Source organism: Pseudomonas sp. KBW05, assembly GCF_003852405.1.
Classification (GTDB): Bacteria; Pseudomonadota; Gammaproteobacteria; order Pseudomonadales; family Pseudomonadaceae; genus Aquipseudomonas.
The window spans coordinates 205408-230026 of sequence record NZ_QAJM01000019.1 but is presented as its reverse complement, the minus strand read 5'-3'; the positions used below and the strand labels follow the sequence as shown (position 1 = coordinate 230026).

The 24619-nt window shown below is 61.2% G+C and carries 21 protein-coding genes; 14 read left to right on the top strand and 7 right to left on the bottom strand.

The window, feature by feature from the left end; all coding sequences use genetic code 11:
* The first annotated feature begins 74 nt into the window (after positions 1-74).
* From DBR46_RS19510 to DBR46_RS19500, 3 genes are all read left to right on the top strand, one after another.
* Complete coding sequence (locus DBR46_RS19510; protein WP_084376331.1) at positions 75-692, top strand: glutathione S-transferase N-terminal domain-containing protein; 618 nt, start codon at positions 75-77, stop codon at positions 690-692.
* A gap of 17 nt (positions 693-709) precedes the next feature.
* A complete protein-coding gene (locus DBR46_RS19505) occupies positions 710-1126 on the top strand; it encodes a ClpXP protease specificity-enhancing factor (protein WP_124527486.1) in 417 nt (138 codons plus the stop codon).
* A gap of 158 nt (positions 1127-1284) precedes the next feature.
* A complete protein-coding gene (locus DBR46_RS19500; protein ID WP_017734515.1) occupies positions 1285-2034 on the top strand; it encodes a FadR/GntR family transcriptional regulator in 750 nt (249 codons plus the stop codon).
* A 156-nt stretch (positions 2035-2190) separates the two neighbouring features.
* On the opposite strand, the gene DBR46_RS19495 is transcribed toward DBR46_RS19500, so the two are convergent.
* On the bottom strand, positions 2191-3348 hold the full coding sequence (locus DBR46_RS19495; RefSeq protein ID WP_124527485.1) for a phospholipase: 1158 nt from the start codon (positions 3346-3348) through the stop codon (positions 2191-2193).
* Positions 3349-3583: 235 nt separating this feature from the next.
* On the opposite strand from DBR46_RS19495, the gene kdgD reads away from it, so the two are divergent.
* The 5 genes from kdgD to DBR46_RS19470 all read left to right on the top strand — a co-directional run bounded on the left by kdgD (position 3584) and on the right by DBR46_RS19470 (position 10159).
* On the top strand, positions 3584-4495 hold the full coding sequence (gene kdgD / locus DBR46_RS19490; RefSeq protein WP_124527484.1) for a 5-dehydro-4-deoxyglucarate dehydratase: 912 nt from the start codon (positions 3584-3586) through the stop codon (positions 4493-4495).
* Positions 4496-4549: 54 nt separating this feature from the next.
* The gene (locus DBR46_RS19485) at positions 4550-5995 is read left to right on the top strand and encodes an aldehyde dehydrogenase family protein (RefSeq protein ID WP_124527483.1); all 1446 of its coding nucleotides are present in this window, start codon (positions 4550-4552) and stop codon (positions 5993-5995) included.
* Between the two features lie 183 nt (positions 5996-6178).
* Complete coding sequence (locus tag DBR46_RS19480; RefSeq protein ID WP_017738782.1) at positions 6179-7543, top strand: MFS transporter; 1365 nt, start codon at positions 6179-6181, stop codon at positions 7541-7543.
* A gap of 11 nt (positions 7544-7554) precedes the next feature.
* Complete coding sequence (gene garD, locus DBR46_RS19475; protein ID WP_124527482.1) at positions 7555-9108, top strand: galactarate dehydratase; 1554 nt, start codon at positions 7555-7557, stop codon at positions 9106-9108.
* 109 nt (positions 9109-9217) lie between these two features.
* Positions 9218-10159 (top strand): AEC family transporter, encoded by a 942-nt coding sequence (locus DBR46_RS19470; RefSeq protein ID WP_124527481.1) that lies wholly within the window; start codon positions 9218-9220, stop codon positions 10157-10159.
* Positions 10160-10293: 134 nt separating this feature from the next.
* Here DBR46_RS19470 and DBR46_RS19465 read toward each other — a convergent pair whose 3' ends face one another.
* The 6 genes from DBR46_RS19465 to gatC all read right to left on the bottom strand — a co-directional run bounded on the left by DBR46_RS19465 (position 10294) and on the right by gatC (position 15520).
* Positions 10294-10677 (bottom strand): carboxymuconolactone decarboxylase family protein, encoded by a 384-nt coding sequence (locus DBR46_RS19465; RefSeq protein ID WP_124527480.1) that lies wholly within the window; start codon positions 10675-10677, stop codon positions 10294-10296.
* Positions 10674-11720 (bottom strand): calcium/sodium antiporter, encoded by a 1047-nt coding sequence (locus DBR46_RS19460; protein ID WP_124527479.1) that lies wholly within the window; start codon positions 11718-11720, stop codon positions 10674-10676. Before DBR46_RS19460 ends, DBR46_RS19465 begins: the two co-directional genes overlap by 4 nt.
* A gap of 57 nt (positions 11721-11777) precedes the next feature.
* Positions 11778-12149 carry a septal ring lytic transglycosylase RlpA family protein gene (locus DBR46_RS19455; protein WP_124527478.1) on the bottom strand — a complete coding sequence of 124 codons (372 nt, stop codon included), beginning with the start codon at positions 12147-12149 and terminating at the stop codon, positions 11778-11780.
* 159 nt (positions 12150-12308) lie between these two features.
* Positions 12309-13754, bottom strand: a complete 1446-nt coding sequence (gene gatB / locus DBR46_RS19450; protein ID WP_017738776.1) for an Asp-tRNA(Asn)/Glu-tRNA(Gln) amidotransferase subunit GatB — start codon at positions 13752-13754, stop codon at positions 12309-12311.
* Positions 13755-13764: 10 nt separating this feature from the next.
* Positions 13765-15216 (bottom strand): Asp-tRNA(Asn)/Glu-tRNA(Gln) amidotransferase subunit GatA, encoded by a 1452-nt coding sequence (gene gatA / locus DBR46_RS19445; protein ID WP_124527477.1) that lies wholly within the window; start codon positions 15214-15216, stop codon positions 13765-13767.
* Positions 15217-15232: 16 nt separating this feature from the next.
* Positions 15233-15520 (bottom strand): Asp-tRNA(Asn)/Glu-tRNA(Gln) amidotransferase subunit GatC, encoded by a 288-nt coding sequence (gene gatC / locus DBR46_RS19440; RefSeq protein WP_017738774.1) that lies wholly within the window; start codon positions 15518-15520, stop codon positions 15233-15235.
* A gap of 210 nt (positions 15521-15730) precedes the next feature.
* Here gatC and mreB point away from each other — a divergent pair, with 210 nt between their 5' ends.
* From mreB to DBR46_RS19410, 6 genes are all read left to right on the top strand, one after another.
* The gene (mreB, locus tag DBR46_RS19435; RefSeq protein ID WP_002555108.1) at positions 15731-16768 is read left to right on the top strand and encodes a rod shape-determining protein MreB; all 1038 of its coding nucleotides are present in this window, start codon (positions 15731-15733) and stop codon (positions 16766-16768) included.
* A gap of 139 nt (positions 16769-16907) precedes the next feature.
* Entirely contained in the window at positions 16908-18050 is a 1143-nt protein-coding gene (gene mreC, locus DBR46_RS19430) for a rod shape-determining protein MreC (protein ID WP_124527476.1), read from the top strand.
* A complete protein-coding gene (mreD, locus tag DBR46_RS19425; protein ID WP_017738772.1) occupies positions 18050-18538 on the top strand; it encodes a rod shape-determining protein MreD in 489 nt (162 codons plus the stop codon). The genes mreC and mreD overlap by 1 nt, the downstream gene beginning before the upstream one ends.
* Before the next feature lie 50 nt (positions 18539-18588).
* Positions 18589-19185, top strand: coding sequence for a nucleoside triphosphate pyrophosphatase (locus tag DBR46_RS19420; protein WP_124527475.1), 597 nt, complete (start codon positions 18589-18591; stop codon positions 19183-19185).
* A 70-nt stretch (positions 19186-19255) separates the two neighbouring features.
* A complete protein-coding gene (gene rng, locus DBR46_RS19415) occupies positions 19256-20713 on the top strand; it encodes a ribonuclease G (RefSeq protein WP_078740732.1) in 1458 nt (485 codons plus the stop codon).
* Between the two features lie 42 nt (positions 20714-20755).
* Positions 20756-24571: a YhdP family protein gene (locus DBR46_RS19410; RefSeq protein WP_124527474.1), complete on the top strand. Its 3816-nt coding sequence runs from the start codon at positions 20756-20758 to the stop codon at positions 24569-24571.
* The last annotated feature ends 48 nt before the right edge of the window (positions 24572-24619 follow it).

The window sequence follows — 24619 nt, the reverse complement described above, 5'->3', positions numbered from 1 at the left end:
GTTGTTACAGAGATGCTCCCTGGGCGCGCTCGTTTTTGAGCTTTCGATAATTTCAACAAGCGAGGAGGACCGCCATGGGCGTGACCAATCGGTTGGCCTGTTACTCCGACCCCGCCGACCACTATTCCCACCGAGTACGTATCGTGCTCGCAGAGAAGGGTGTCAGCGCCGAGATCATCAGTGTGGAGGCGGGCCGTCAGCCGCCGAAACTGATCGAAGTGAACCCCTACGGCAGCTTGCCCACCCTGGTCGATCGTGACCTGGCGTTGTGGGAGTCGACCGTGGTGATGGAATACCTGGATGAGCGTTACCCGCATCCACCTTTGCTGCCGGTGTACCCGGTGGCACGTGCCAACAGCCGCCTGCTGATCCATCGGATCCAGCGTGACTGGTGCGGGCTGGTGGATGTGATTCTGGATTCGCGTTCCAAAGAAGCCGCTCGGGTGCAGGCGCGCAAGGAATTGCGCGAGAGCCTGACTGGCGTTTCGCCGCTGTTCGCCGATAAACCTTTTTTCCTCAGCGAGGAACAAAGCTTGGTGGATTGCTGCCTATTACCGATACTCTGGCGCTTGCCGATTCTCGGTATTGAACTGCCGCGGCCAGCCAAGCCGCTGCTTGATTACATGGAGCGCCAGTTTGCGCGTGAGGCTTTCCAGGCGAGTCTGTCTGGTGTCGAACGCGATATGCGCTAAGGCTTAAGGAGCCGCTGATGAACTCCAGTCGACCTTACCTGGTCCGCGCGCTCTATGAGTGGATTGTGGACAACGATTGCACCCCGCACATGCTGGTCAATTCCGAATTTCCTGCGGTTCAGGTACCGCAGGGTTTTGCCAGTGACGGGCAGATTGTGCTGAACGTATCGCCCAGTGCCGTGCGCCACCTGCACATGGACAACGAAGCGGTGAGCTTCGAAGGGCGTTTCGGCGGTGTGCCGCATACGCTGTTCGTGCCGATTGGCGCCATTCTCGGGATCTACGCCCGGGAGAACGGCCAAGGCATGGTGTTTGATCTGGAGTCGCCGTTCGACGGCGATGAATCGATCGAAGGCGATGACGACGGTGATCTGCCACCGGATGCCGAGCCACCGCGTCCAAGCGGCCGGCCGAGCCTGAAAGTGGTGAAGTAAACGGCGGTCGCCCTCGGGCACGCCTGAAAAATGCCTCGGCTTGTGCCGGGGCATTTTTTTGCGCCCAGGATATGGATGAAAGTCGTGTACGGACGGTGATCGTACAACCGCCATGGGCTATGATGCCTGCTCAAGTTCGCCGAGAAAGATGATTCATCATGGAAAACACCAACACCGCCCCTCGTCTTCCCCGCAAGCGCCGCAGCCTTGCCCAGGAATTGGTCACGGTGTTGTCCGAGCAAATCCGCGACGGCGAACTCAAGCGCGGTGACAAGCTGCCCACCGAGTCGGCGATCATGGAAGCCCACGGGGTTAGCCGCACCGTCGTACGTGAGGCCATCTCGCGCTTGCAGGCGGCGGGGCAGGTGGAGACCCGTCACGGCATCGGCACCTTTGTGCTGGATACGCCAAGCCCGAGCGGCTTCCGTATCGACCCGGCCACGGTGGTGACCCTGCGTGATGTGCTGGCAATCCTGGAGTTGCGGATCAGCCTGGAAGTCGAGTCCGCTGGCTTGGCTGCATTGCGCCGCACCGACGAACAACTGGCGACCATGCGCGCCGCCCTCGACGCCCTGAATGAAAGCGCAGCGCATGCCGGCGATGCGGTGGCGTCCGACTTTGCCTTCCACCTGGAAATTGCCCTGTCCACTGGCAACCGCTACTTCACCGACATCATGACCCACCTGGGCACCAGCATCATTCCGCGTACGCGCTTGAATTCCGCGCGCCTGGCCCATGATGACCAGCAGCACTACATGGGGCGTTTGAGCCGTGAGCACGAAGAGATTTACGAGGCGATTGCCCGTAAGGATTCGGATGCGGCGCGAGCGGCCATGCGCCTGCACCTGACGAATAGCCGTGAGCGGCTGCGCCATGCCCATGAAGAAGCAGAATCGCAGCGCAACTGAGGTTCAGTAATTGAGTGTGTGAGCCCCAATTCAAGCTGGGTGGAATACGGTCAACTGTGGGAGCTGGCTTGCCTGCGATGGCGGTGTATCAGCCAGCAACTATTGAGCTGACCCGCCGCCATCGCAGGCAAGCCAGCTCCCACATTTGATCTGCGTTTAAGCAGCTGGCTGATTCGGCTTGTAGTCCTTGAGCAACAGATACGTACTCCACCCCCACCAATCATCCGTCCAGCGCTTGTCGTTCAAGTCATTCACTTCCTTGCGCCGCAGCACCTTGTCTCCGTCCATCTTGAACAGCGGCGAAAAGTTGTTCGCCGGGTTTTGCGCGGCGTTCAAGTCCGGCACATGCAGCGGTGCCTTGAAGTTGGCCGGGGAGGGCGCCACGCCGCTGATAAAGGTGTCGAAGATTTCATCCGCCGAAGCCTGCACCGCACGTTTGACCTGTACCCGATTATCCGCATCAATGGCATCGAAGTAGCGTTTGTCCCCATAGGCATGCCACTGATCCCCGAGGGCATTGCGCACCTTGAGCCCGAACTTGCTGTCTTCATCGTGCATGAAGCGGCTGATCAGCGAACCCAATTCCCCCGGCGTCACTACGGCCGCCAACTGTTTGCGTGGCACCCGCAAGTGCCCTGCGGAAAACAGGTCGGTCAAAAAGTGATCAGCAAAACTGTTCATGGCATAGGCCAGTTCCAGTGCTTGGTCGGTGCCGGTCTGGTGAGCTACGACGGCTTGTTGCAGCGCCGCCGTATGCCCCGCCAGATACGCCGACAGCGCCCATTCACCAAAGTGGTCGGCATTGTCCGCCGCCAATTTCAAATAGCGTCCCAACGGAATCAAAGCCGAAACCGCACTGCCGCCACCGGTGATACGGTTCCACTCCTCGGACAACGTATCACCCAGCGCGTCGTAGGCTTCATGGGCTTGCTTGCCGTCCCTGATCGCCTGGTTGACCGCGTTAATCTCCTTTTGCATCACCGCGAGGATCTTGCGCGCTTCTTCCCGCGACGCCGGCAAAACCGCCAGCGAGTTGAACGCGGCGGTAAAGCGCTGCACGCGATCGGCAGGGGAGGCGCCATCGCTGATGGGTTGACCGGGAATGCCATAGAAGTCGCCGCCCAGGGCGATCACTTGGCCGTAGGTCAGCGCCAGGCCGTTGGGCAGGTGCAGCTCGACTTGTCGGGCGGGGATGGCCGGGGCGTCCTTGGCGAAACGCAACAGGGTGTCGTCGCCGATGGCAGTGTGTTCGCCGCCTTCGAAGCGCAGGATCGGTAGGTGTTTTGCGGGTGCTGCGAGTTCAAGACCTGACATGTTAGCTCCTTGCTATGTCGTAGGAATCTTCCGTAATAACTGTATGTATATACAGTTACTGCCAGCATAGAGGAATAATTTCCTACGTCAAGAAGGCAGGCAAGACATCGAGCCCTGGACGGACCTCGACGAATTGCAGTTGACGAATCTTTTTATAGTTGTACGATGACGTACGACATCACCAAAACCAACAACAACCTTTCGACAGAAAGTCTTCGCCCAGGGTGTTCGAATAATGAATCCACAAGAACTGAAGTCCATCCTCTCCCACGGTCTGCTGTCTTTCCCCGTGACCGATTTCAATGCGCAGGGTGACTTCCACCAGGCGGGCTACATCAAGCGTCTGGAATGGCTGGCGCCCTACGGCGCTACGGCCCTTTTCGCGGCCGGCGGCACCGGTGAGTTTTTCTCCCTAGCCGCCAGCGAGTATTCCCAAGTGGTGAAAACCGCGGTTGATACCTGCGCCACCAGCGTGCCAATCCTCGCCGGTGTGGGCGGTTCGACCCGCCAGGCCATCGAGTACGCCCAGGAAGCCGAGCGCCTGGGGGCCAAAGGCCTGCTGCTGCTGCCGCACTACCTCACCGAAGCCAGTCAGGACGGGGTTGCCGCCCACGTCGAGGCGGTGTGCAAGTCGGTCAAGATTGGTGTGGTGGTGTACAACCGCAACGTTTGCCGCCTGACCGCGCCGCTGCTGGAACGCCTGGCCGAACGCTGCCCGAACCTGATCGGTTACAAAGATGGCCTGGGCGATATCGAGTTGATGGTCTCGATCCGCCGTCGCCTCGGTGATCGTTTCAGCTACCTCGGCGGCCTGCCGACTGCAGAGGTTTACGCTGCGGCCTACAAGGCCCTGGGCGTGCCGGTGTACTCCTCGGCGGTGTTCAACTTCATCCCGAAAACCGCGATGGATTTCTACCACGCCATTGCCCGCGAAGATCACGCCACCGTCGACAAGATCATCGACGACTTCTTCCTGCCGTACCTGGACATCCGTAACCGCAAGGCTGGCTATGCCGTGAGCATCGTCAAGGCGGGCGCCAAGATCGTCGGCTATGACGCGGGCCCGGTGCGCACCCCGCTGACCGACCTGCTGCCGGAAGAATACGAAGCCCTGGCCGCGCTGATCGACAAGCAAGGCGCGCAATAACTTATCTACAAGGCCGCTGAGAGATCAGCGGCCTTTTGCGTCAGGAGAAGATTCGTGTCCCAAGCCCAGCGTTTTGAAAACTACATCAACGGCCAATGGGTGGCCGGTGCCGACTATTGCGTCAACCTCAACCCGTCGGACTTGTCCGATGTGATTGGCGAATACGCCAAGGCCGATGTCGGCCAAGTCAACGCCGCCATCGAGGCAGCACGCGCCGCGTTCCCGGCCTGGTCCACCTCCGGGATTCAGGCGCGCCACGATGCCCTGGATAAAGTCGGCAGCGAAATCCTCGCCCGTCGCGAAGAGCTCGGCACCTTGCTGGCCCGGGAAGAGGGCAAGACCCTGCCCGAAGCCATTGGCGAAGTGACCCGCGCCGGTAATATCTTCAAGTTCTTTGCCGGTGAATGCCTGCGTTTGTCCGGCGACTACGTGCCGTCGGTGCGCCCGGGCGTCAACGTTGAAGTGACCCGCGAAGCCCTTGGCGTGGTAGGCCTGATCACCCCCTGGAACTTCCCGATCGCGATCCCTGCGTGGAAAATCGCCCCGGCCCTGGCCTACGGCAACTGTGTGGTGATCAAACCCGCCGAACTGGTGCCGGGCTGCGCCTGGGCCCTGGCGGAAATCATCTCCCGCGCCGGCTTCCCGGCTGGCGTGTTCAACCTGGTGATGGGCAGCGGCCGCGTGGTCGGCGACGTGCTGGTCAACAGCGCGAAAGTCGATGGCATCAGCTTCACCGGTTCCGTCGGTGTGGGCCGTCAGATCGCTGTCAGCTGTGTGTCGCGTCAGGCCAAGGTGCAGTTGGAAATGGGCGGCAAGAATCCGCAGATCATTCTCGACGACGCCGACCTCAAGCAGGCTGTCGAGCTGTCGGTGCAGAGCGCGTTCTACTCCACCGGCCAGCGTTGCACGGCTTCCAGCCGCCTGATCGTCACAGCCGGTATTCACGACCAGTTCGTCGCGGCGATGGCTGAGCGCATGAAGTCGATCAAGGTCGGCCACGCGCTGAAAAGCGGCACCGACATCGGCCCGGTGGTTTCCCAGGCCCAGTTGGATCAGGACTTGAAGTACATCGACATCGGCCAAAGCGAAGGCGCACGGCTGGTGAGCGGTGGCGGCCTGGTGACCTGCGACACCGAAGGTTACTACCTGGCGCCGACGCTGTTTGCCGACAGCGAAGCCGCCATGCGCATCAGCCGCGAAGAGATCTTCGGCCCGGTGGCCAACGTGGTGCGCGTGGCGGACTACGAAGCAGCACTGGCCATGGCCAATGACACCGAGTTCGGCTTGTCGGCGGGCATTGCCACTACGTCGCTCAAGTATGCCAACCACTTCAAGCGTCATTCCCAGGCCGGGATGGTGATGGTCAACCTGCCGACCGCCGGCGTGGACTATCACGTTCCATTTGGTGGCCGTAAGGGCTCATCCTATGGTTCGCGTGAGCAAGGTCGCTATGCGCAAGAGTTCTACACCGTGGTGAAGACCAGCTACATCGGTTCGTAATACGCAACACCTGTAGGCGCCGGTTCCTGTGGGAGCTGGCTTGCCTGCGATACAGGCACCTCGGTGTGTCCGGCACACCGCGGTGATGCTATCGCAGGCAAGCCAGCTCCCACAGACAGCCGTCCTCAGTGGCAACAACAAATAATTACCCGCAAAAAAAATAATTAGTGGGAGTACTTCTTTATGCAAGCGACCAAGCCGACCCACGTCCGCTATTTGATATTGCTCATGCTGTTCCTGGTGACCACGATCAACTACGCCGACCGGGCCACCATCGCCATCGCGGGCTCCAGCCTGCAAAAAGACCTCGGCATCGACGCGGTCACCCTCGGTTACATCTTCTCTGCATTCGGTTGGGCCTACGTGGCCGGGCAAATTCCCGGTGGCTGGCTGCTGGACCGGTTCGGCTCGAAAAAAGTCTATGCCCTGAGCATCTTCACCTGGTCACTGTTCACCGTGCTGCAAGGCTATGTCGGTGAGTTCGGTGTCTCCACCGCCGTCGTCGCGCTGTTTATGCTGCGCTTCATGGTGGGCCTGGCCGAAGCGCCTTCGTTTCCCGGAAACGCCCGTATTGTCGCGGCGTGGTTTCCTACGGCCGAGCGCGGTACGGCTTCGGCGATCTTCAACTCGGCGCAGTACTTCGCCACGGTATTGTTTGCACCGCTGATGGGCTGGATCGTCTACAGCTTCGGCTGGCAGCATGTGTTTATCGTGATGGGCGTGATCGGCATCATCTTCTCGCTGATCTGGCTGAAAGTTATCCACAGCCCGCGCCAGCACCCGCTGATCAACGAAGCCGAGTTCAACCACATTGCCGCCAATGGTGCGATGGTGGATATGGACCAAGACAAGGGCAAAGGTAAAAAAACTGACGGTCCGAAGTGGGATTACATCCGTCAACTGCTGACCAACCGCATGATGCTTGGCGTGTACCTGGGCCAATACTGCATCAACGGCATTACCTACTTCTTCCTGACCTGGTTCCCGGTGTACCTGGTGCAGGACCGTGGCATGACCATCCTCAAGGCCGGTTTTATCGCCTCGTTGCCGGCGATCTGCGGCTTTATCGGCGGTGTGCTCGGCGGGGTGATTTCCGACTACCTGCTGCGCAAGGGCCATTCGCTGACCTTCGCCCGCAAGGCGCCGATCATCGGTGGCCTGCTGATCTCCAGCAGCATCGTGGCCTGCAACTACGTGGATATCGAATGGATGGTGGTGGGCTTCATGGCCTTGGCCTTCTTCGGTAAAGGCGTTGGCGCACTGGGTTGGGCGGTGGTGTCCGACACTTCGCCGAAACAAATCGCCGGCCTCAGTGGCGGCTTGTTCAACACCTTCGGTAACCTCGCATCGATCACTACGCCGATTGTCATCGGCTACATCATCAGCACCACAGGCTCGTTCAAATGGGCCTTGGTGTTCGTCGGCGCCAACGCGCTGGTGGCGGTGTTCAGCTACCTGGTCATCGTTGGCCCGATCAAGCGCGTGGTGCTCAAAGAGCCGCCAACCAAGGGCCCAGAGCTGACCCAACTTACCGAAGCGCACTCCTGAGGGGCGATGTAATGCAGTTGATTGAACATGCCGACTCGCCGCGCTCCATTCGTTTGCACGAGCGCGACAACGTAGTGATCGTGGTGAACGACCAGGGCGTACCGGCCGGGACCGAGTTCCCGGACGGCCTGGTGACCGTGGATTTCATCCCCCAGAGCCACAAGGTGACCCTGGAAGATATCCCCGAGGGCGGTCAGATTATTCGCTATGGCCAGACCATCGGTTACGCCTTGGCACCGATTCCGCGCGGCAGTTGGGTCCAGGAAGATCAACTGCGCATGCCCACTGCGCCGCCGCTGGACAGCTTGCCGCTGTCCACCGAGGTGCCGCAAGCCCAGGCGCCGTTGGAGGGGTTTACCTTCGAGGGGTATCGCAACGCCGACGGCACCGTGGGCACGCGCAATATTCTCGGCATCACCACCACCGTGCAGTGTGTCACGGGGGTGCTGGACCACGCGGTCAAGCGCATCAAGGACGAACTGCTGCCCAAGTACCCCCACGTCGATGACGTGGTGGCGCTGACCCACAGTTACGGCTGCGGCGTGGCGATTACCGCGACGGATGCCTACATCCCGATCCGCACCGTGCGCAACCTGGCGCGCAACCCGAACCTGGGCGGCGAAGCCCTGGTGATCAGCCTGGGCTGCGAAAAATTGCAGGCCGGGCAGGTGATGCACGACAACGACAGCTCGGTGGACCTGAGCGAGCCGTGGTTGTATCGGCTGCAGGACGCCAGCCACGGCTTTACCGAGATGATTGAGCAGATCATGGAACTGGCCGAGACGCGCTTGAAGAAGCTCGACCAGCGCCGCCGCGAAACCGTACCAGCGTCGGAGCTGATCCTGGGCATGCAGTGCGGTGGCAGTGATGCATTTTCCGGCATCACCGCCAACCCGGCGTTGGGTTATGCCTCGGACTTGCTGCTGCGGGCCGGGGCGACAGTGATGTTTTCCGAAGTGACTGAAGTCCGTGATGCAATCTACCTGCTGACTTCACGCGCCGAGAGCAAGGAAGTCGCCCAAGAGCTTGTCAGGGAAATGGACTGGTACGACCGTTACCTGGCCAAGGGCGAGGCCGATCGCAGCGCCAACACCACGCCGGGCAACAAGAAGGGCGGGCTGTCGAACATTGTCGAGAAGTCCTTGGGCTCCATCGTCAAGTCCGGCAGCAGCGCGATCAACGGCGTGCTGGGCCCGGGCGAGCGTTTCAAGGGCAAGGGCCTGATCTTTTGCGCGACGCCGGCCAGCGACTTTGTGTGCGGCACCTTGCAGTTGGCAGCGGGGATGAACCTGCATGTGTTCACTACCGGGCGTGGCACGCCGTATGGGCTGGCGATGGCGCCGGTGGTGAAGGTGTCGACGCGTACGGAATTGGCGCAGCGCTGGCCGGATTTGATCGATATCGATGCCGGACGCATTGCCACGGGGCGTGCGAGCATTGAGGAGTTGGGGTGGGAGTTGTTCCACTTCTACCTGGATGTGGCCAGCGGCAAGAAGCAGACCTGGGCGGAGCGGCATAAGCTGCATAACGACATTACCCTGTTCAATCCGGCGCCCATTACCTGAGACCGAGTCGCCTGCTTCGCGAGCAAGTCGAAGGCGTCTTACCAGGCGCCACAGGCCAGCATGGCTTATCATTAGCCACCTAACGACGCTCACCAAGGTTCTCCCCGGCATGCTGGCAATTTTCCTCACTACCCTGTCCATCACCGCGCCGGTGTTTGCCATGCTGTTTTTGGGTGTGCTGCTCAAGCGCATCGACTGGATCAACGACAACTTTATCCACACGGCGTCGTCCCTGGTGTTCAACGTCACCATGCCGGCGCTGCTGTTCCTGGGCATCCTGCATGCCGACCTGCACTCGGCGCTCAAGCCGGGCTTGCTGATCTACTTCGCTGTCGCCACCTTGCTCAGTTTTGCCCTGGCCTGGGGCTGGGCGATCTGGCGTTGCCCGCGTGAAGACCGTGGTATCTACACCCAAGGCGCGTTTCGCGGTAATAACGGCGTGATCGGCCTGGCGCTGGCGGCCAGCATGTACGGCGATTACGGCATCTCCCTCGGCGCGATCCTCGCCGCGCTGGTGATCCTGTTCTACAACACCCTGTCGACCATTGTGCTGGCGGTGTACAGCCCGGTGATCAAGTCCGACCCGTGGAGCATCCTCAAAAGCGTGGTGGCCAACCCGTTGATCATCAGCGTGATCGTCGCCACGCCGTTCGCGGTGTTCCAGATCGGCTTGCCGGGTTGGCTGGAGTCGTCGGGCCGCTACCTGGCGGACATGACCCTGCCGCTGGCGCTGATCTGCATTGGCGGCACCTTGTCGCTGGCGGCGCTGCGCAAAAGCGGCGGCATGGCCTTGAGCGCGAGCCTGGTGAAGATGATCGGTTTGCCCCTGGTGGCCACGTTGGGCGCCTGGCTGCTGGGGTTCCGGGGGCCGGAGTTGGGGATTCTGTTCTTGTACTTCGGTGCACCGACGGCGGCGGCCAGTTTTGTGATGGCCAGGGCGGCAGAGGGCAATCATGAGCTGGCGGCGGCGATTATCGTGATTACTACGCTGATGGCGGCGGTGACGACGAATATCGGGATTTTTGTGTTGCAGGCGGGTGGCTGGATCTGAGTTTTTGCGTGTCTGTGAGGGCCAATCGCAGGCAAGCCAGCTCCCACAGTTGACCGAGTTCCAACATGAGAATGCGGTCAACTGTGGGAGCTGGCTTGTCGGGTCGCCGCATCGCTGCGATAGCTATCTAGCAGTCACTGTTGATCAGCCTGATACGCCTCGATCACTTCCTGCGCCGCCCGAAACGCATCAATCGCCGCCGGCACACCCGCATATACCGCGCAATGCAGCAGCGCCTCGCGAATCTCCTCCACGGTACAACCATTGTTCAACGCGCCGCGCACGTGGCCCTTGAGTTCCTGCGGGCACTTGAGCGCGGTCAGGGCGGCGAGGGTGATCAGGCTGCGGGTTTTCAGCGGCAAACCCTCGCGATTCCACACACCGCCCCAGGCGTGCTCGTTGACGAAATCCTGCAACGGCTGGGTGAACTCAGTGGCATTGCCCAGGGCGCGGTCAACGAACACATCGCCCATGACCTGGCGACGCATCTCAACCCCGGACTTTTTCTGATCGGTCATTGCGATTCCCTCTTGTGTTGGCGGCGCCAGGCTCGCAGCGTGCTGAACAACAGGAAAGCCACCAGCACTGGCAGGACGTAATAGAGCATCAGGTGTTCAAGCTTGGTGGCCAGGGGCATGCCGGTGGTGAACGACATCACATGCAGCCCGTACGCCAGGTACAGCCCCAGCAGCACCAGGCCTTCGGCGCGGGTCACGCGGTAGCCGGTGTAGAACACCGGCAGGCACAACGTCAAGGCGGCGAGCATCACTGGCAGGTCGAAGTCCAGGGCATTGGGCGAGACCGACAGCGGCGTCGGCGCCACCAGCGCGGTAAACCCCAGCACGCCGAGCAGGTTGAACAGGTTGCTGCCGATCACGTTGCCCACGGCAATGTCCCGCTCGCCGCGCAGGGCGGCGATCAGCGAGGTGGCCAGGCACGGCAGGGAGGTGCCGACGCCGATCAGCGTCAGGCCGATCACGCGTTCCGACAGCCCCAGGTCGCCGGCCACATCCACCGCTGCGCCCAGCAGCAAGTGCCCAGCCAGCACCAGCACCAGGAACCCGCCGAGCAACAGCAGCACACTGCTCAGCCAGGGCGCCTTGGCCACCGTGTCCAGGGTGCGCGGGCGGCGGGAGTGGCGGGTCTGGTAGTGCAACACGCCGAGGTAGGCGAGCAGGGCCACCAACAGCAGCAAGCCGTCGGCAGGTGTGAGCGCTTCATTGGCGGCGAGGGTAAACACCAGCAGGCCTGCGATGATCATCACCGGGATATCCAGGCGCACCAGCTGGCGCGAGACCCGCAGCGGAATGATCAGCGCCGACAGGCCCAAGGTCACCAGGATGTTGAAGATGCTGCTGCCGATCACACTGCCCACGGCGATATCGGTGTTGCCGGCCAGGGTGGCTTGCAGGCTGACGGTCATCTGCGGCGCGCTGCTGCCGAAGGCGACGATGGTCAAGCCGATGATCAGCGGCCGCACCTTGAGGCTGGCGGCCAGGCGCACCGCGGCACGCACCAGGATTTCCGCGCCGGTGATCAGCAACAGCAAGCCGCTGACCAGTTCCAGCAGGCTCCAGGGCGAGAGGGCAGTTAATCCGAAAATGGCCAGGGCTCCGTGTTAGTTGCTCAGGGCTTGCACGCGCACCCGCGCGGTGCCGCTGTTGAGCATACCCAGCTGCTCGGCAGCCTTGCGTGAAAGATCGATCAAGCGCCCACGGGTATGCGGGCCGCGATCATTGATACGCACCACCACGGATCTGTCGTTGGCGAGGTTGGTCACCTTGACCTGGGTGCCGAACGGCAATTGCCGGTGGGCGGCGGTCAGGGCGTTCTGGTTGAAGGGTTCACCGCTGGCGGTTTTTTTGCCGTGGTGTTTGGCGCCGTAATAGGAGGCGGTGCCGGTTTCGTCGTAGCCGTTGGGGTTGACGAGGCCGCTGGCGCAGCCGGTCAACAGGGAGAACAAGGCCAGGAGGCCTAATAGACGCTTCATTTCCAGGTTATCCCCCTTTCAAATGTGGGAGCGGGCTTGCTCGCGAATGCGGTGTGTCAGCTCAGCATTCATTTACTGATCCACCGCATTCGCGAGCAAGCCCGCTCCCACAAGGGATCCGGGTTGGATGTGAGAATCCACCCGGACCATTCATCGCTGTCAGCCTTCGAGCTTGCTTTTCAGCAATTCGTTCACCTGTTGCGGGTTGGCCTTGCCTTTGGAGGCTTTCATCGCCTGGCCCACAAAGAAGCCGAACATCTTGCCGCGCTTGGCTTCGTCTGCCGCGCGGTATTGCTCGACCTGCTCGGCGTTGGCCGCGAGCATTTCATCCAGCACGGCGGAAATCGCGCCGCTGTCGGTGACTTGCTTGAGGCCGCGCTTGTCGATGATTTCGTCAGCGTTGCCTTCGCCTGCCGCCATGGCTTCGAACACGGTCTTGGCGATCTTGCCGGAGATGGTGTTGTCCTTGATGCGCAGCAGCATGCCGCCCAACTGCTCGGCAGTGACCGGGGCTTCGTCGATTTCCAGGCCCTGTTTGTTCAACAGGCTGCCCAGCTCAACCATCACCCAGTTGGCCGCCAGCTTGGCGTCACCGGCAATGCTCACGACTTTTTCGAAGTAGTTGGCTTGTTCACGGCTGGAAGCCAGGACGCTGGCATCGTAGACCGACAGGCCGAACTGCTCCTGGAAGCGCTCGCGTTTCTGCTGCGGCAATTCCGGCAGGGTGGCGCGCACGTCATTGAGGAACGAGTCCTCGATGACCACCGGCAACAGGTCCGGGTCGGGGAAGTAACGGTAATCGTTGGCTTCCTCCTTGCTGCGCATGGCGCGGGTTTCGTCTTTGTTCGGGTCGTACAGGCGGGTCTGCTGGATGACCTTGCCGCCGTCTTCGATCAGCTCGATCTGGCGACGCACTTCGCTGTTGATCGCCTTCTCGATGAAGCGGAACGAGTTGACGTTCTTGATCTCGCAGCGGGTGCCGTACTCGGCCTGGCCCTTTGGACGGATCGACACGTTGCAGTCGCAACGCAGCGAGCCTTCAGCCATGTTGCCGTCGCAGATGCCCAGGTAGCGCACCAGCGCGTGGATAGTCTTGACGTAGGCCACGGCCTCTTTGGCGCTGCGCATGTCCGGCTCGGAGACGATCTCCAGCAGCGGCGTGCCGGCACGGTTCAGGTCGATACCGGTGGCGCCCGGGAATTCTTCATGCAGGCTCTTGCCGGCATCTTCTTCCAGGTGCGCACGAGTTACGCCGACGCGCTTGATGGTGCCGTCTTCCAGGGGGATGTCCAGGTGGCCCTTGCCGACGATCGGCAATTCCATCTGGCTGATCTGGTAGCCCTTGGGCAGGTCCGGGTAGAAGTAGTTCTTGCGCGCGAACACGTTGTGCTGGCCGATCTCGGCGTCAATCGCCAAGCCGAACATCACCGCCATGCGCACCGCTTCCTGGTTCAGCACCGGCAGCACGCCGGGCATGCCCAGGTCGACCAGGCTGGCCTGGGTGTTGGGCTCGGAGCCGAACGTGGTGGCGCTACCGGAGAAAATCTTCGATTGGGTGGCGAGCTGGGTATGAATCTCCAGCCCGATCACGACTTCCCATTGCATAGTGTTCTCCTCAGAAGCCGGTAGGGGTGCGGGTGTGCCAGTCGGTATTCAACTGGTACTGGTGCGCCACATTGAGCAGGCGGCCTTCCTGGAAATACGGGGCGAGCAATTGCACGCCGACCGGCAGGCCATCGACGAAACCGGCAGGCATGGACAAGCCCGGCAGGCCCGCGAGGTTGGCGGTGATGGTGTACAGGTCTTCGAGGTACGCAGCTACCGGGTCGCCATTCTTGGCGCCAAGCTTCCAGGCCGGGTTTGGCGTGGTTGGGCCGAGGATCACGTCGACTTCTTCAAAGGCCGCCATGAAGTCGTTCTTCACCAGGCGACGGATTTTTTGCGCCTTGAGGTAGTACGCGTCGTAGTAGCCGGCCGACAGGGCGTAGGCACCGACCATGATTCGGCGTTGTACTTCGGCACCGAAGCCTTCGCCACGGGAGCGTTTGTACAGGTCGGTGAGGTCTTTCGGGTTTTCGCAGCGGTAGCCGAAACGCACGCCGTCGAAACGCGACAGGTTGGACGAGGCCTCTGCTGGCGCGATCACGTAGTACGCAGGAATCGCGTGCCCGTTGTTCGGCAGGCTGATTTCCTTGATCACGGCGCCGAGCTTTTCCAGCTCCTTGACGCTGTTGTGCACCAGCTCTGCGATGCGTGGGTCGAGACCGGCGCTGAAGTATTCCTTCGGCACGCCGATGCGCAGGCCCTTGATCGAGGTGTTCAGGCTGGCGCTGTAGTCCGGCACTGGCTCATCGATGCTGGTGGAGTCCTGTTTATCGAACCCTGCCATGCCTTGTAACAAAATTGCGCAGTCTTCCGCAGTGCGTGCCAGAGGGCCGCCCTGATCGAGGCTGGAGGCGTAGGCGATCATGCCCCAACGGGACACGCGACCGTAGGTCGGCTTCAGGCCGGTGAGGTTGGTGAACGCCGCTGGCTGGCGGATCGAACCGCCGGTGTCGGTGGCAGTGGCCGCCGGCAGGAAGCGCGCCGCCACGGCTGCCGCCGAGCCGCCGGACGAACCGCCGGGCACGTGCTCCAGGTTCCACGGGTTTTTCACCGCGCCGTAGTAGCTCGATTCGTTGGCCGAACCCATGGCGAATTCGTCCATGTTGGTCTTGCCCAAGGTCACGGCCCCGGCGGCAGCCAGCTTGGACACCACGGTGGCGTCGTAGGGCGCCTTGAAGTTGTCGAGCATCTTCGAGCCGCAGCTGGTGCGGATGCCCTGGGTGCAGAACAAGTCCTTGTGGGCGATGGGAGCACCCAGCAACGCACCGTTTTCACCGTTGGCGCGACGTACGTCGGCGGCCTTGGCCTGGCTCAGGGCCAGTTCTTCGGTGAGGCTGATGAAGCTGTTGACCTTGGGATCGTGCTCGGCGATACGCGCCAGCAGGGTCTTGGTCAGCTCTTCGGAAGAAAACTTTTTGTCGGCGAGACCGCGGGCGATCTCGGCCAGAGTCATGTGATGCATGAAAGGCTCTTTCCCTTTAGTCGATGACTTTCGGAACCAGGTACAGGCCGTTTTCGACCGCTGGCGCGATGGACTGGTAGGCCTCGCGATTATTACTTTCGGTTACAACGTCTGCGCGCAGGCGCTGGCTGGCTTCCAGCGGGTGCGCCAGGGGCTCGATGCCGTCGGTATTCACGGCCTGCATTTGGTCAACCAGCCCGAGAATGCTGTTCAGGGCTGCGGTAATCGGTGGAAGATCGGCTTCAGCCAGGCCCAGGTGGGCGAGGTGAGCGATTTTTTCCACGTCGGAGCGGTCAAGCGCCATGGGATTCTCCAGTGGAAAACAGAACGGAGGGCGTCCGTGTGTTAGATTGTCGGAACACTACCGCATTTCTACGGTCATATGGCCGCGATTGTGGGGGTTGGTGCGTAGAAAGTCGGCCAATTTAGCACATTGGCGCCTTGCCCAAAATCCCTGTCGTTGTTAGAGTTTGCCGCACTTTTTTACCCACGCGTTGCCTAGGGTCCTTTCCCCATGTTCAAGAAACTGCGTGGCATGTTTTCCAGCGATCTTTCCATTGACCTGGGCACTGCCAACACCCTTATTTACGTGCGCGAGCGCGGTATCGTCCTGAATGAGCCATCGGTTGTGGCCATTCGGACCCATGGTAATCAGAAAAGTGTCGTTGCCGTCGGCACCGAGGCCAAGCGCATGCTCGGCCGTACACCAGGCAATATTGCTGCCATTCGTCCGATGAAAGACGGCGTGATCGCCGACTTCAGTGTCTGCGAGAAGATGCTGCAGTACTTCATCAACAAGGTTCACGAAAACAGTTTCCTGCAGCCCAGCCCTCGTGTGCTGATCTGCGTTCCGTGCAAATCCACCCAGGTGGAGCGTCGTGCCATCCGTGAATCGGCCCTTGGCGCCGGTGCCCGTGAAGTGTTCCTGATCGAAGAGCCAATGGCTGCTGCGATCGGTGCCGGCCTGCCGGTTGAAGAAGCCCGCGGTTCGATGGTGGTGGATATCGGTGGTGGTACCACTGAAATCGCCCTGATCTCCCTGAACGGTGTGGTGTATGCCGAATCCGTACGTGTTGGCGGCGACCGTTTCGACGAAGCGATCATCACTTATGTGCGTCGCAACTACGGCAGCCTGATCGGTGAATCCACCGCAGAGCGCATCAAGCAGGAAATCGGTACCGCTTACCCGGGCGGCGAAGTGCGCGAAGTCGATGTTCGCGGTCGCAACCTGGCCGAAGGCGTTCCGCGTGCCTTCACCCTGAACTCCAATGAAGTGCTGGAAGCTCTGCAAGAGTCCCTGGCAACCATCGTTCAGGCTGTGAAAAGCGCCCTGGAGCAATCGCCGCCGGAACTGGCTTCCGACATCGCCGAGCGTGGCCTGGTGCTGACCGGTGGTGGCGCCTTGCTGCGCGACCTCGACAAGCTGCTGGCCCAAGAGACTGGCCTGCCGGTGATCGTCGCCGAAGACCCGCTGACCTGCGTTGCCCGTGGCGGTGGTCGTGCACTGGAAATGATGGATAAACACACCATGGACCTGCTCTCCAGCGAATAAGCTGCGTTGAGCGGTACAGGCTTGGCCAACAGGCAGCACTTTGCAGTGCTGCCTGTTGGCGTTTATCTTCTTCAATCTGCATCCAGGCCGGTTAGAAGCCGTATGAATAAAGAAAACATTTGCCTGGGAGGAGCGGCTTATTAAACCGCTTTTTGCCAAAGGCCCCTCATTGGGCGTGCGCCTGCTGGTGCTGGTCGTGCTTTCGGTCGCGCTGATGGTGGTCGATGCCCGTTTTGCATTGCTCAAGCCCGTGCGCAGCCAGATGTCGCTGGTGTTGATGCAGACCTACTGGATCACCGACCTGCCGCAACGTCTCTACCAGGGCGTGGCCAGCCAATTTGGCAGCCGCACCGAACTGGTCGCCGAGAACGAAAAACTCAAGACTGAAAACCTGCTGTTGCAGGGGCGCATGCAAAAGCTCGCGGCCCTCACCGAGCAGAACGTTCGGCTGCGCGAGCTGCTCAACTCTTCTGCGCTGGTCAATGAGAAGGTCGAAGTCGCCGAGTTGATCGGCATGGACCCCAACCCCTTCACCCATCGCATCATCATCAACAAAGGTGAGCGCGACGGTGTGGTCCTTGGCCAGCCGGTGCTCGACGCCCGTGGCCTGATGGGCCAGGTGGTCGAGTTGATGCCCTACACCTCACGCGTACTGCTGCTGACGGACACCACCCACAGCATTCCGGTGCAGGTCAACCGCAACGGCTTGCGTGCGATTGCCAGCGGCACCGGCAACCCTGAGCGCCTGGAATTGCGCCACGTGGCCGACACCGCCGATATCAAGGAAGGCGACCTGTTGGTCAGCTCCGGCCTGGGTCAGCGGTTCCCGGCGGGTTATCCGGTGGCGACGGTCAAGGAAGTGATCCACGATTCAGGCCAGCCGTTTGCCATCGTCCGCGCCGTGCCGACGGCCGCCCTGAACCGCAGCCGCTACCTGCTGCTGGTGTTCAGCGACAACCGCACGCCGGAAGAGCGCGCCAATGAGGCCGCCCAGGCCCAGGAAGCAGAAGACAAGCAGAACGGCATCACGCCGATTGTCCCAGCAACCGTGCCCAAGCCTGCCGTTGCCACCCCGGCCACACCTGCTCCCGCTGCGGCCGCGCCTGTTGCAACCCCCGTCAAGCCTGCCGCGCACAACGCGCAGCCGGTCAAGCCTGCGGCCACCAAGCCACCGGCTTCGACGCCCACCACTGCAACGCCGGCGACTAAACCGCCTGCTGCTGCCCCAGCTGCCCGTCCAGCGGCAACGGCCCCGGCAACCACGCGGCAGAGGGAGGAATAATGGCCGGTACTCATTCGCGCAATGGCTGGATCGTCTGGCTGACCTTTGCGGTCGGCTTGCTGCTCAGCGTTTCACCCTTGCCGCAATTCATGGAAATCCTGCGTCCGCTGTGGCTGGCATTGCTGCTGGCCTTCTGGGCGCTGAACCTGCCACATAAAATCGGCATGGTCACCGCACTGTTTCTGGGCTTGGCGGAAGATGTGCTGTATGGCACCTTGCTGGGCCAGAACGCGTTGATCCTTACGCTGATCACGTTCCTGGTGTTGTCGTTGCAGCAGCGTTTGCGGATGTTTCCGATGTGGCAGCAGTGCCTGGTGATCCTGGTTATCTTCGGCCTGGCGCAGCTTGTTCAACTGTGGCTCAGCGCCTTGACCGGCAATCGCCAGCCAACCCTGGCGTTGGTGTTGCCGGCGTTGGTGAGTGCGTTGCTGTGGCCTTGGATCAGTTTTGGCCTGCGTGGGTTACGTCGTCGCTATAAGATCAATTGAATGGATTGCGAGGCTCTGCCTGGTTATCGCGCCCTACAGGGAGAGTCTGCATGAATTCGCTTTATCTGGCCTCGGGCTCTCCGAGGCGGCGTGAACTGCTGACCCAGATCGGTGTGCCTTTCACCGTGGTCAGCGCCGCGATTGATGAAACCCCTCTTACAAATGAATCTGCCGTTTCCTACGTCGAGCGTCTTGCGCGCGGCAAGGCAGCGGCGGGTTTTGCTGTGCTCGAAAACACCTCCGGTGCCTGTGTGCTGGGCGCTGACACGGCGGTGATCGTGGACGGCAAGATCCTCGGCAAACCGGTGGATCAGGCGGACGCCCTGGCGATGTTGATGGCCCTGGCGGGGCGTGAACATGAAGTCCTCACTGCCATTGCGCTCACCGACGGCTCGCGTTGCGAAACCGTTTGTGTAAGCAGTCGTGTACGTTTTCGCGCTATTACTGTCGAGGAAGCTACAACCTACTGGCACAGTGGCGAACCCCAGGACAAGGCGGGCGGCTATGCTATTCAAGGGCTTGGATCGGTGTTTGTCGCCGGGCTCAATGGCAGTTATTCCGCCGTGGTAGGCCTGCCAGTGTGCGAAACCGCGCAACTGCTCGACCAATTCGGCATACCCTGTTGGCAAAACCTTACCGCGCGCTGAACGCCTTACTCCAGCGCCCAGCCATAAGCGATCGGTCACTATTGTGAAAACGCCTGAACGAGACCCAGCCATGAGTGAAGAGATTCTGATCAATATCACGCCGATGGAATCGCGCGTGGCGGTGGTAGAGAACGGTGTTCTGCAAGAAGTGCACGTCGAGCGCACCCAGAAGCGCGGGATTGTCGGCAATATCTACAAAGGCAAGGTCGTCCGCGTGCTGCCGGGGATGCAGGCGGCGTTCGTCGATATCGGCCTGGATCGCGCCGCGTTTATCCACGCATCGGAAATTTCCCTGCGCGAAGGCCCGGCAGTAGAGAGCATCAGCGCCCTGGTGCATGAAGGGCAGAGCCTGGTGGTGCAAGTCACCAAGGACCCCATCGGTTCCAAAGGCGCACGCCTGACCACGCAACTGTCGATTCCATCGCGCTACCTGGTGTACATGCCGCGTACCGCCCATGTCGGTATTTCCCTGAAGATCGAAGACGAAGCCGAGCGTGAGCGCCTGAAAAAGGTCGTTAGCGACTGCGTGGCCGCCGAAGGCATCAAGGAAGCCGGCGGGTTTATCCTGCGCACGGCAGCCGAAGGTGCCGGTGGCGATGAAATCCTCATGGACATTCGTTACCTGCGACGCCTGTGGGACCAGATCGGCGCACAGATCAAAACCATTGGCGCGCCGAGTGTGATCTATGAAGACCTCGGTCTGGCCCTGCGCACCCTGCGTGACCTGGTCAGCCCGAAGATCGAGAAAATTCGCATCGACTCGCGGGAAACCTTCCAGCGCACCACGCAGTTTGTTGCCGAGCTGATGCCGGAAATTGCTGATCGCCTGGAACACTACCCGGGTGAGCGACCGATCTTTGACCTGTATGGCGTCGAAGATGAAATCCAGAAAGCCCTGGAGCGCAAGGTGCCACTCAAGTCCGGTGGCTACCTGGTGGTCGACCCGGCGGAAGCCATGACCACCATCGACGTCAACACTGGCGCGTTCGTGGGCCATCGCAATCTCGAAGAAACCATCTTCAAGACCAACCTGGAAGCGGCCACCGCGATTGCCCGTCAGCTGCGCCTGCGCAACCTGGGCGGCATTATCATCATCGACTTCATCGACATGGAAGATGAAGAGCACCAGCGCCAGGTGCTGCGCACTCTGGAGAAGCAGCTGGAGCGCGATCACGCCAAGACCAATATCATCGGCATCACCGAGCTGGGCCTGGTGCAAATGACCCGCAAGCGCACCCGCGAAAGCCTTGAGCAAGTGCTGTGCGAGCCGTGCAGCAGTTGCCAGGGCCGCGGTAAGTTGAAGACCCCGGAAACGGTTTGCTACGAGATTTTCCGGGAAATCTTACGAGAGGCGCGAGCCTACCAGGCTGAAGGTTATAGAGTGCTTGCCAACCAGAAAGTGGTCGACCGGCTGCTGGATGAAGAGTCCGGCAACGTCGCGGAATTGGAGGGGTTTATCGGGCGCACGATTCGTTTCCAGGTTGAAACCATGTATTCCCAGGAACAATACGACGTGGTGCTGCTCTGATCCCCATTCGCTTTCTATTTACTGCCTTGAGGGTCGCCTGACATGGAGCGTCTGATACGCTTTTTTGCCGCTTTGACCCGTTGGGGCCTGGGCCTCTGTGCATTGCTGCTGGTCCTGGCGGCGGTGTATGTGAGCCTGGGTCGTGAATTGACCCCGCTGGTGGCCGAATACCGTGCCGAGGTTGAAGCCAAGGCCCAGGCAGCGGTGGATATGCCCCTGCACATTGGCAGCCTTGAAGGCCGCTGGAGCGGCTTTGCCCCGGTGCTGTTGGCCCACGACGTGATGGTCGGCGAGGGCAGCAGTGCCTTGCGCCTGGACCAGGTCGAAGTGGTGCCGGATGTGTGGGCCAGCCTGATGGCCCGTGAGGTGCGTATTGCCCACCTGGAAGTCAGCGGCCTGCAACTGAGCGTCAAGGAAGACAAGGACGGCCACTGGGCGCTGCAAGGCCTGCCGGTGCAGGATGAGCAACCGCTGGACCCGCAGCAATTGTTGCAGCGCATGCAGATGGTCAAGCGCGTGTCGTTGCTCGACAGCCAGGTCACCCTGCAACCCTTCGACCAGCCGCCGTTGACCCTGACCTACGTCGGCCTGAGCCTGCACACCGGCATTACCCGTCAGCGCCTCGACGCACGCCTGACCCTGCCCGACGGCCAGCCGCTGGCGTTGAGCTTGCGCACGCGGATTCGCGCGAGCCAATGGCAGGACGGTGAAGTCCAGGCTTACTTGAGCCTGCCACAGAGCGACTGGGCCAAGTGGATTCCGGCCCGGCTGACGCAGCAGTGGAAACTCACCCAATTCAAGGCCGGCGGCGAATTCTGGCTGACCTGGGCCAAGGGCGCCGTGCAAAGCGCAGTGGTGCGCCTCAACTCGCCACAGGTGAAGGGCAGCTACGCCGAGCGTAAGCCGGTGCACATTGAAAACCTTGCGCTCAACGCCTACCTGCAACGCAGTGATACGGGCCTCAAGGTGGTGTTCGATTCGCTGGCGATGAACCTCGGGGAGACCCGCTGGGAATCACGCCTGCAATTGCAGCAGAGCCTGGCTACCGACAAGGAGCAGGAAACCTGGAAACTCCAGGCTGACCGCCTGGACCTGACTCCCATCACACCGCTGTTGAATGCCCTGGCACCGTTGCCGGAGGGTTTTGCCAAAACCATCGAACACTTGAAAGCCACGGGTCTGCTGCGCAATGTACTGGTGGACTTCCGCCCCCAGGACACCACGGATCAAAAAGTCAGTTTTGCCGCCAACCTGGAGCGGGTCGGTTTTGACGCCTACTTCGGTGCGCCGGCTGCCCGTAACATTTCCGGCAGCATCAGCGGTGACCTTGGCCATGGCGAATTGCGCATGGACAGCAAGGACTTCTCCCTGCACCTAGATCCGATCTTCGCCAAGCCCTGGCAGTACATCCAGGCCAACGCACGCCTGACGTGGAAGCTGGATAAAGAAGGCTTCACCCTGATCGCGCCGTATATCAAGGTGCTGGGCGAAGAAGGCAAGGTCGCTGCCGACTTCCTGATCCGCCTGCATTTCGACCACAGCCAGGAAGACTACATGGACCTGCGGGTCGGCATGGTCGATGGTGATGGGCGCTTCACCCCCAAATACCTGCCTGCGGTGTTGAGCCCGGCGCTGGATGAATGGCTGCGTACGGCGATTCTCAAGGGCGCGGTTGACGAGGGTTTCTTCCAATACCAAGGCTCGCTGAACCACGACGCGCTGCCGGCCTCGCGCAATATCAGCCTGTTCTTCAAGGTGCATGACGCCGAGCTGGCGTTCCAGCCCGGCTGGCCCCATGTGAGCAAGGTCAAGGGTGAGGTGTTTGTCGAGGAAAGCGGCGTGCGCATCCTCGCCAGCAAGGGGCAGTTGCTCGACACCAAGGTCAAGGATATCTACGTCAATATTCCCCATGCGCCCGCTGGCAAGGACAGCCATCTATTGCTCACCGGTGGTTTCGCCGGAGGCTTGGGTGATGGCCTGAAGATCCTCCAGGAAGCGCCGATTGGTACGGCTGCAACCTTTGCCGGCTGGAAGGGCGAGGGCGACCTGCAAGGCAGCCTGGACCTGGATGTGCCGCTGGCCAAGGGTACCGAGCCGAAAATCGTGGTGGACTTCAAGACCGACAAGGCACGCCTGCAACTGGCCGAGCCCACACTGGACCTGACCCAGCTCAAGGGCGATTTCCGTTTCGACAGTGCCAAGGGCCTCAGCGGCCAGAACATCACGGCCCAGGCATTTGATCGGCCCATCACCGCGCAGATCTTTGCCGACGGCAAGGCGGGCAATATCAGCACACGCGTGACTGCCAAGGGCCAAGTCACGGTCAAGCGGCTGATGGACTGGTTGAAAGTCAGCCAGCCGTTGCCAGTGTCCGGCGACATTCCCTACCAGTTGCAACTGAACCTGGATGGGGCCGACAGCCAACTGATGGTCAGCTCCAACCTCAAGGGCGTGGCGGTGGATTTGCCGGCGCCTTTCGGCATGCCGGCCAGCCAGGGGCGTGACAGCGTGTTCCGCATGACCCTGCAGGGTAACGAGCGGCGCTACTGGTTCGATTATGGCGAGTTGGCGAATTTCACCTTTGCCGCGCCGCCAGACAAGTTCAACGAAGGCCGTGGCGAGTTGTTCCTCGGTGATGGCGATGCGCTGCTGCCTACGGTCAAAGGCTTGCGTATTCGCGGGGTCTTGTCGGAACTCGACATCGATCCGTGGAAAAAACTCGTAGACCGTTATGCCGGCAATGACCCCGGCGGTAGCGCCAAGCAGTTGCTCAGTGGCGCCGATTTCAAGGTCGGCAAGCTGACCGGTTTCGGCACCCAGTTCGACCAGGTCAAACTGCAGCTGGACCGCAAGCCCGCCGCCTGGGCCTTGCAGCTCGACAGCCAGCAGGCCAAGGGCAGCGTCAACCTGCCGGACGCCAAGGCCGCGCCGATTGCGATCAACCTGCAGTACGTGAAGTTGCCGGCGGTGGACCCGAGCGTCCAGGCCGACGAAAACGCGCCGGACCCCTTGGCCAACATCGATCCCAAGGACATTCCCGCGCTGGATATCGCCATTGATCAACTGTTCCAGGGCCCGGACCTGATCGGCGCCTGGTCGCTGAAGATCCGCCCGACGACCAAGGGCCTGACCTTCAATAACCTGGACCTGGGCCTCAAGGGCATGCAGCTCAAGGGCGACGGCGGCTGGGAAGGCGCACCCGGGACCAGCAGCAGTTGGTACAAGGGGCGCCTGGACGGCAAGAATATCGGCGATGTGCTCAAAGGCTGGGGTTATGCGCCGACCGTGACGAGCAAGGACTTCCATCTGGACGTGGACGGCCGCTGGCCGGGTTCGCCGGCTTATGTGGGGCCTAAACGTTTCTCCGGCAGCCTGGATGCGACATTCCGCAGCGGCCAGTTTGTTGAAGTGGAAGGCGGTGCGCAGGCGCTGCGTGTGTTTGGCCTGCTCAACTTCAACTCCATCGGGCGCCGGCTGCGCCTGGACTTTTCCGACTTGCTCGGCAAGGGCTTGAGCTACGACCGGGTCAAAGGCTTGTTGGCCGCGAGTAACGGCGTATTTGTCACCCGTGAGCCGATCACCATGACCGGGCCATCGACCAACCTGGAACTTAACGGCACCCTGGACCTGGTGGCTGACCGTGTCGACGCCAAGCTGCTGGTGACGTTGCCGGTCACCAACAACTTGCCGATTGCCGCGCTGATCGTGGGCGCGCCGGCCATTGGCGGTGCGTTGTTCCTGATCGACAAGCTGATCGGTGACCGTGTGTCGCGGTTTGCCAGCGTGCAATACAAAGTGGAAGGGCCCTGGAAGGACCCGAAAATCACCTTCGACAAGCCATTTGAAAAGCCAAACTGAGAGGCTGTGGAGTAGCATGGCCGCACGCCCATTACGGAGAGTCGGCCC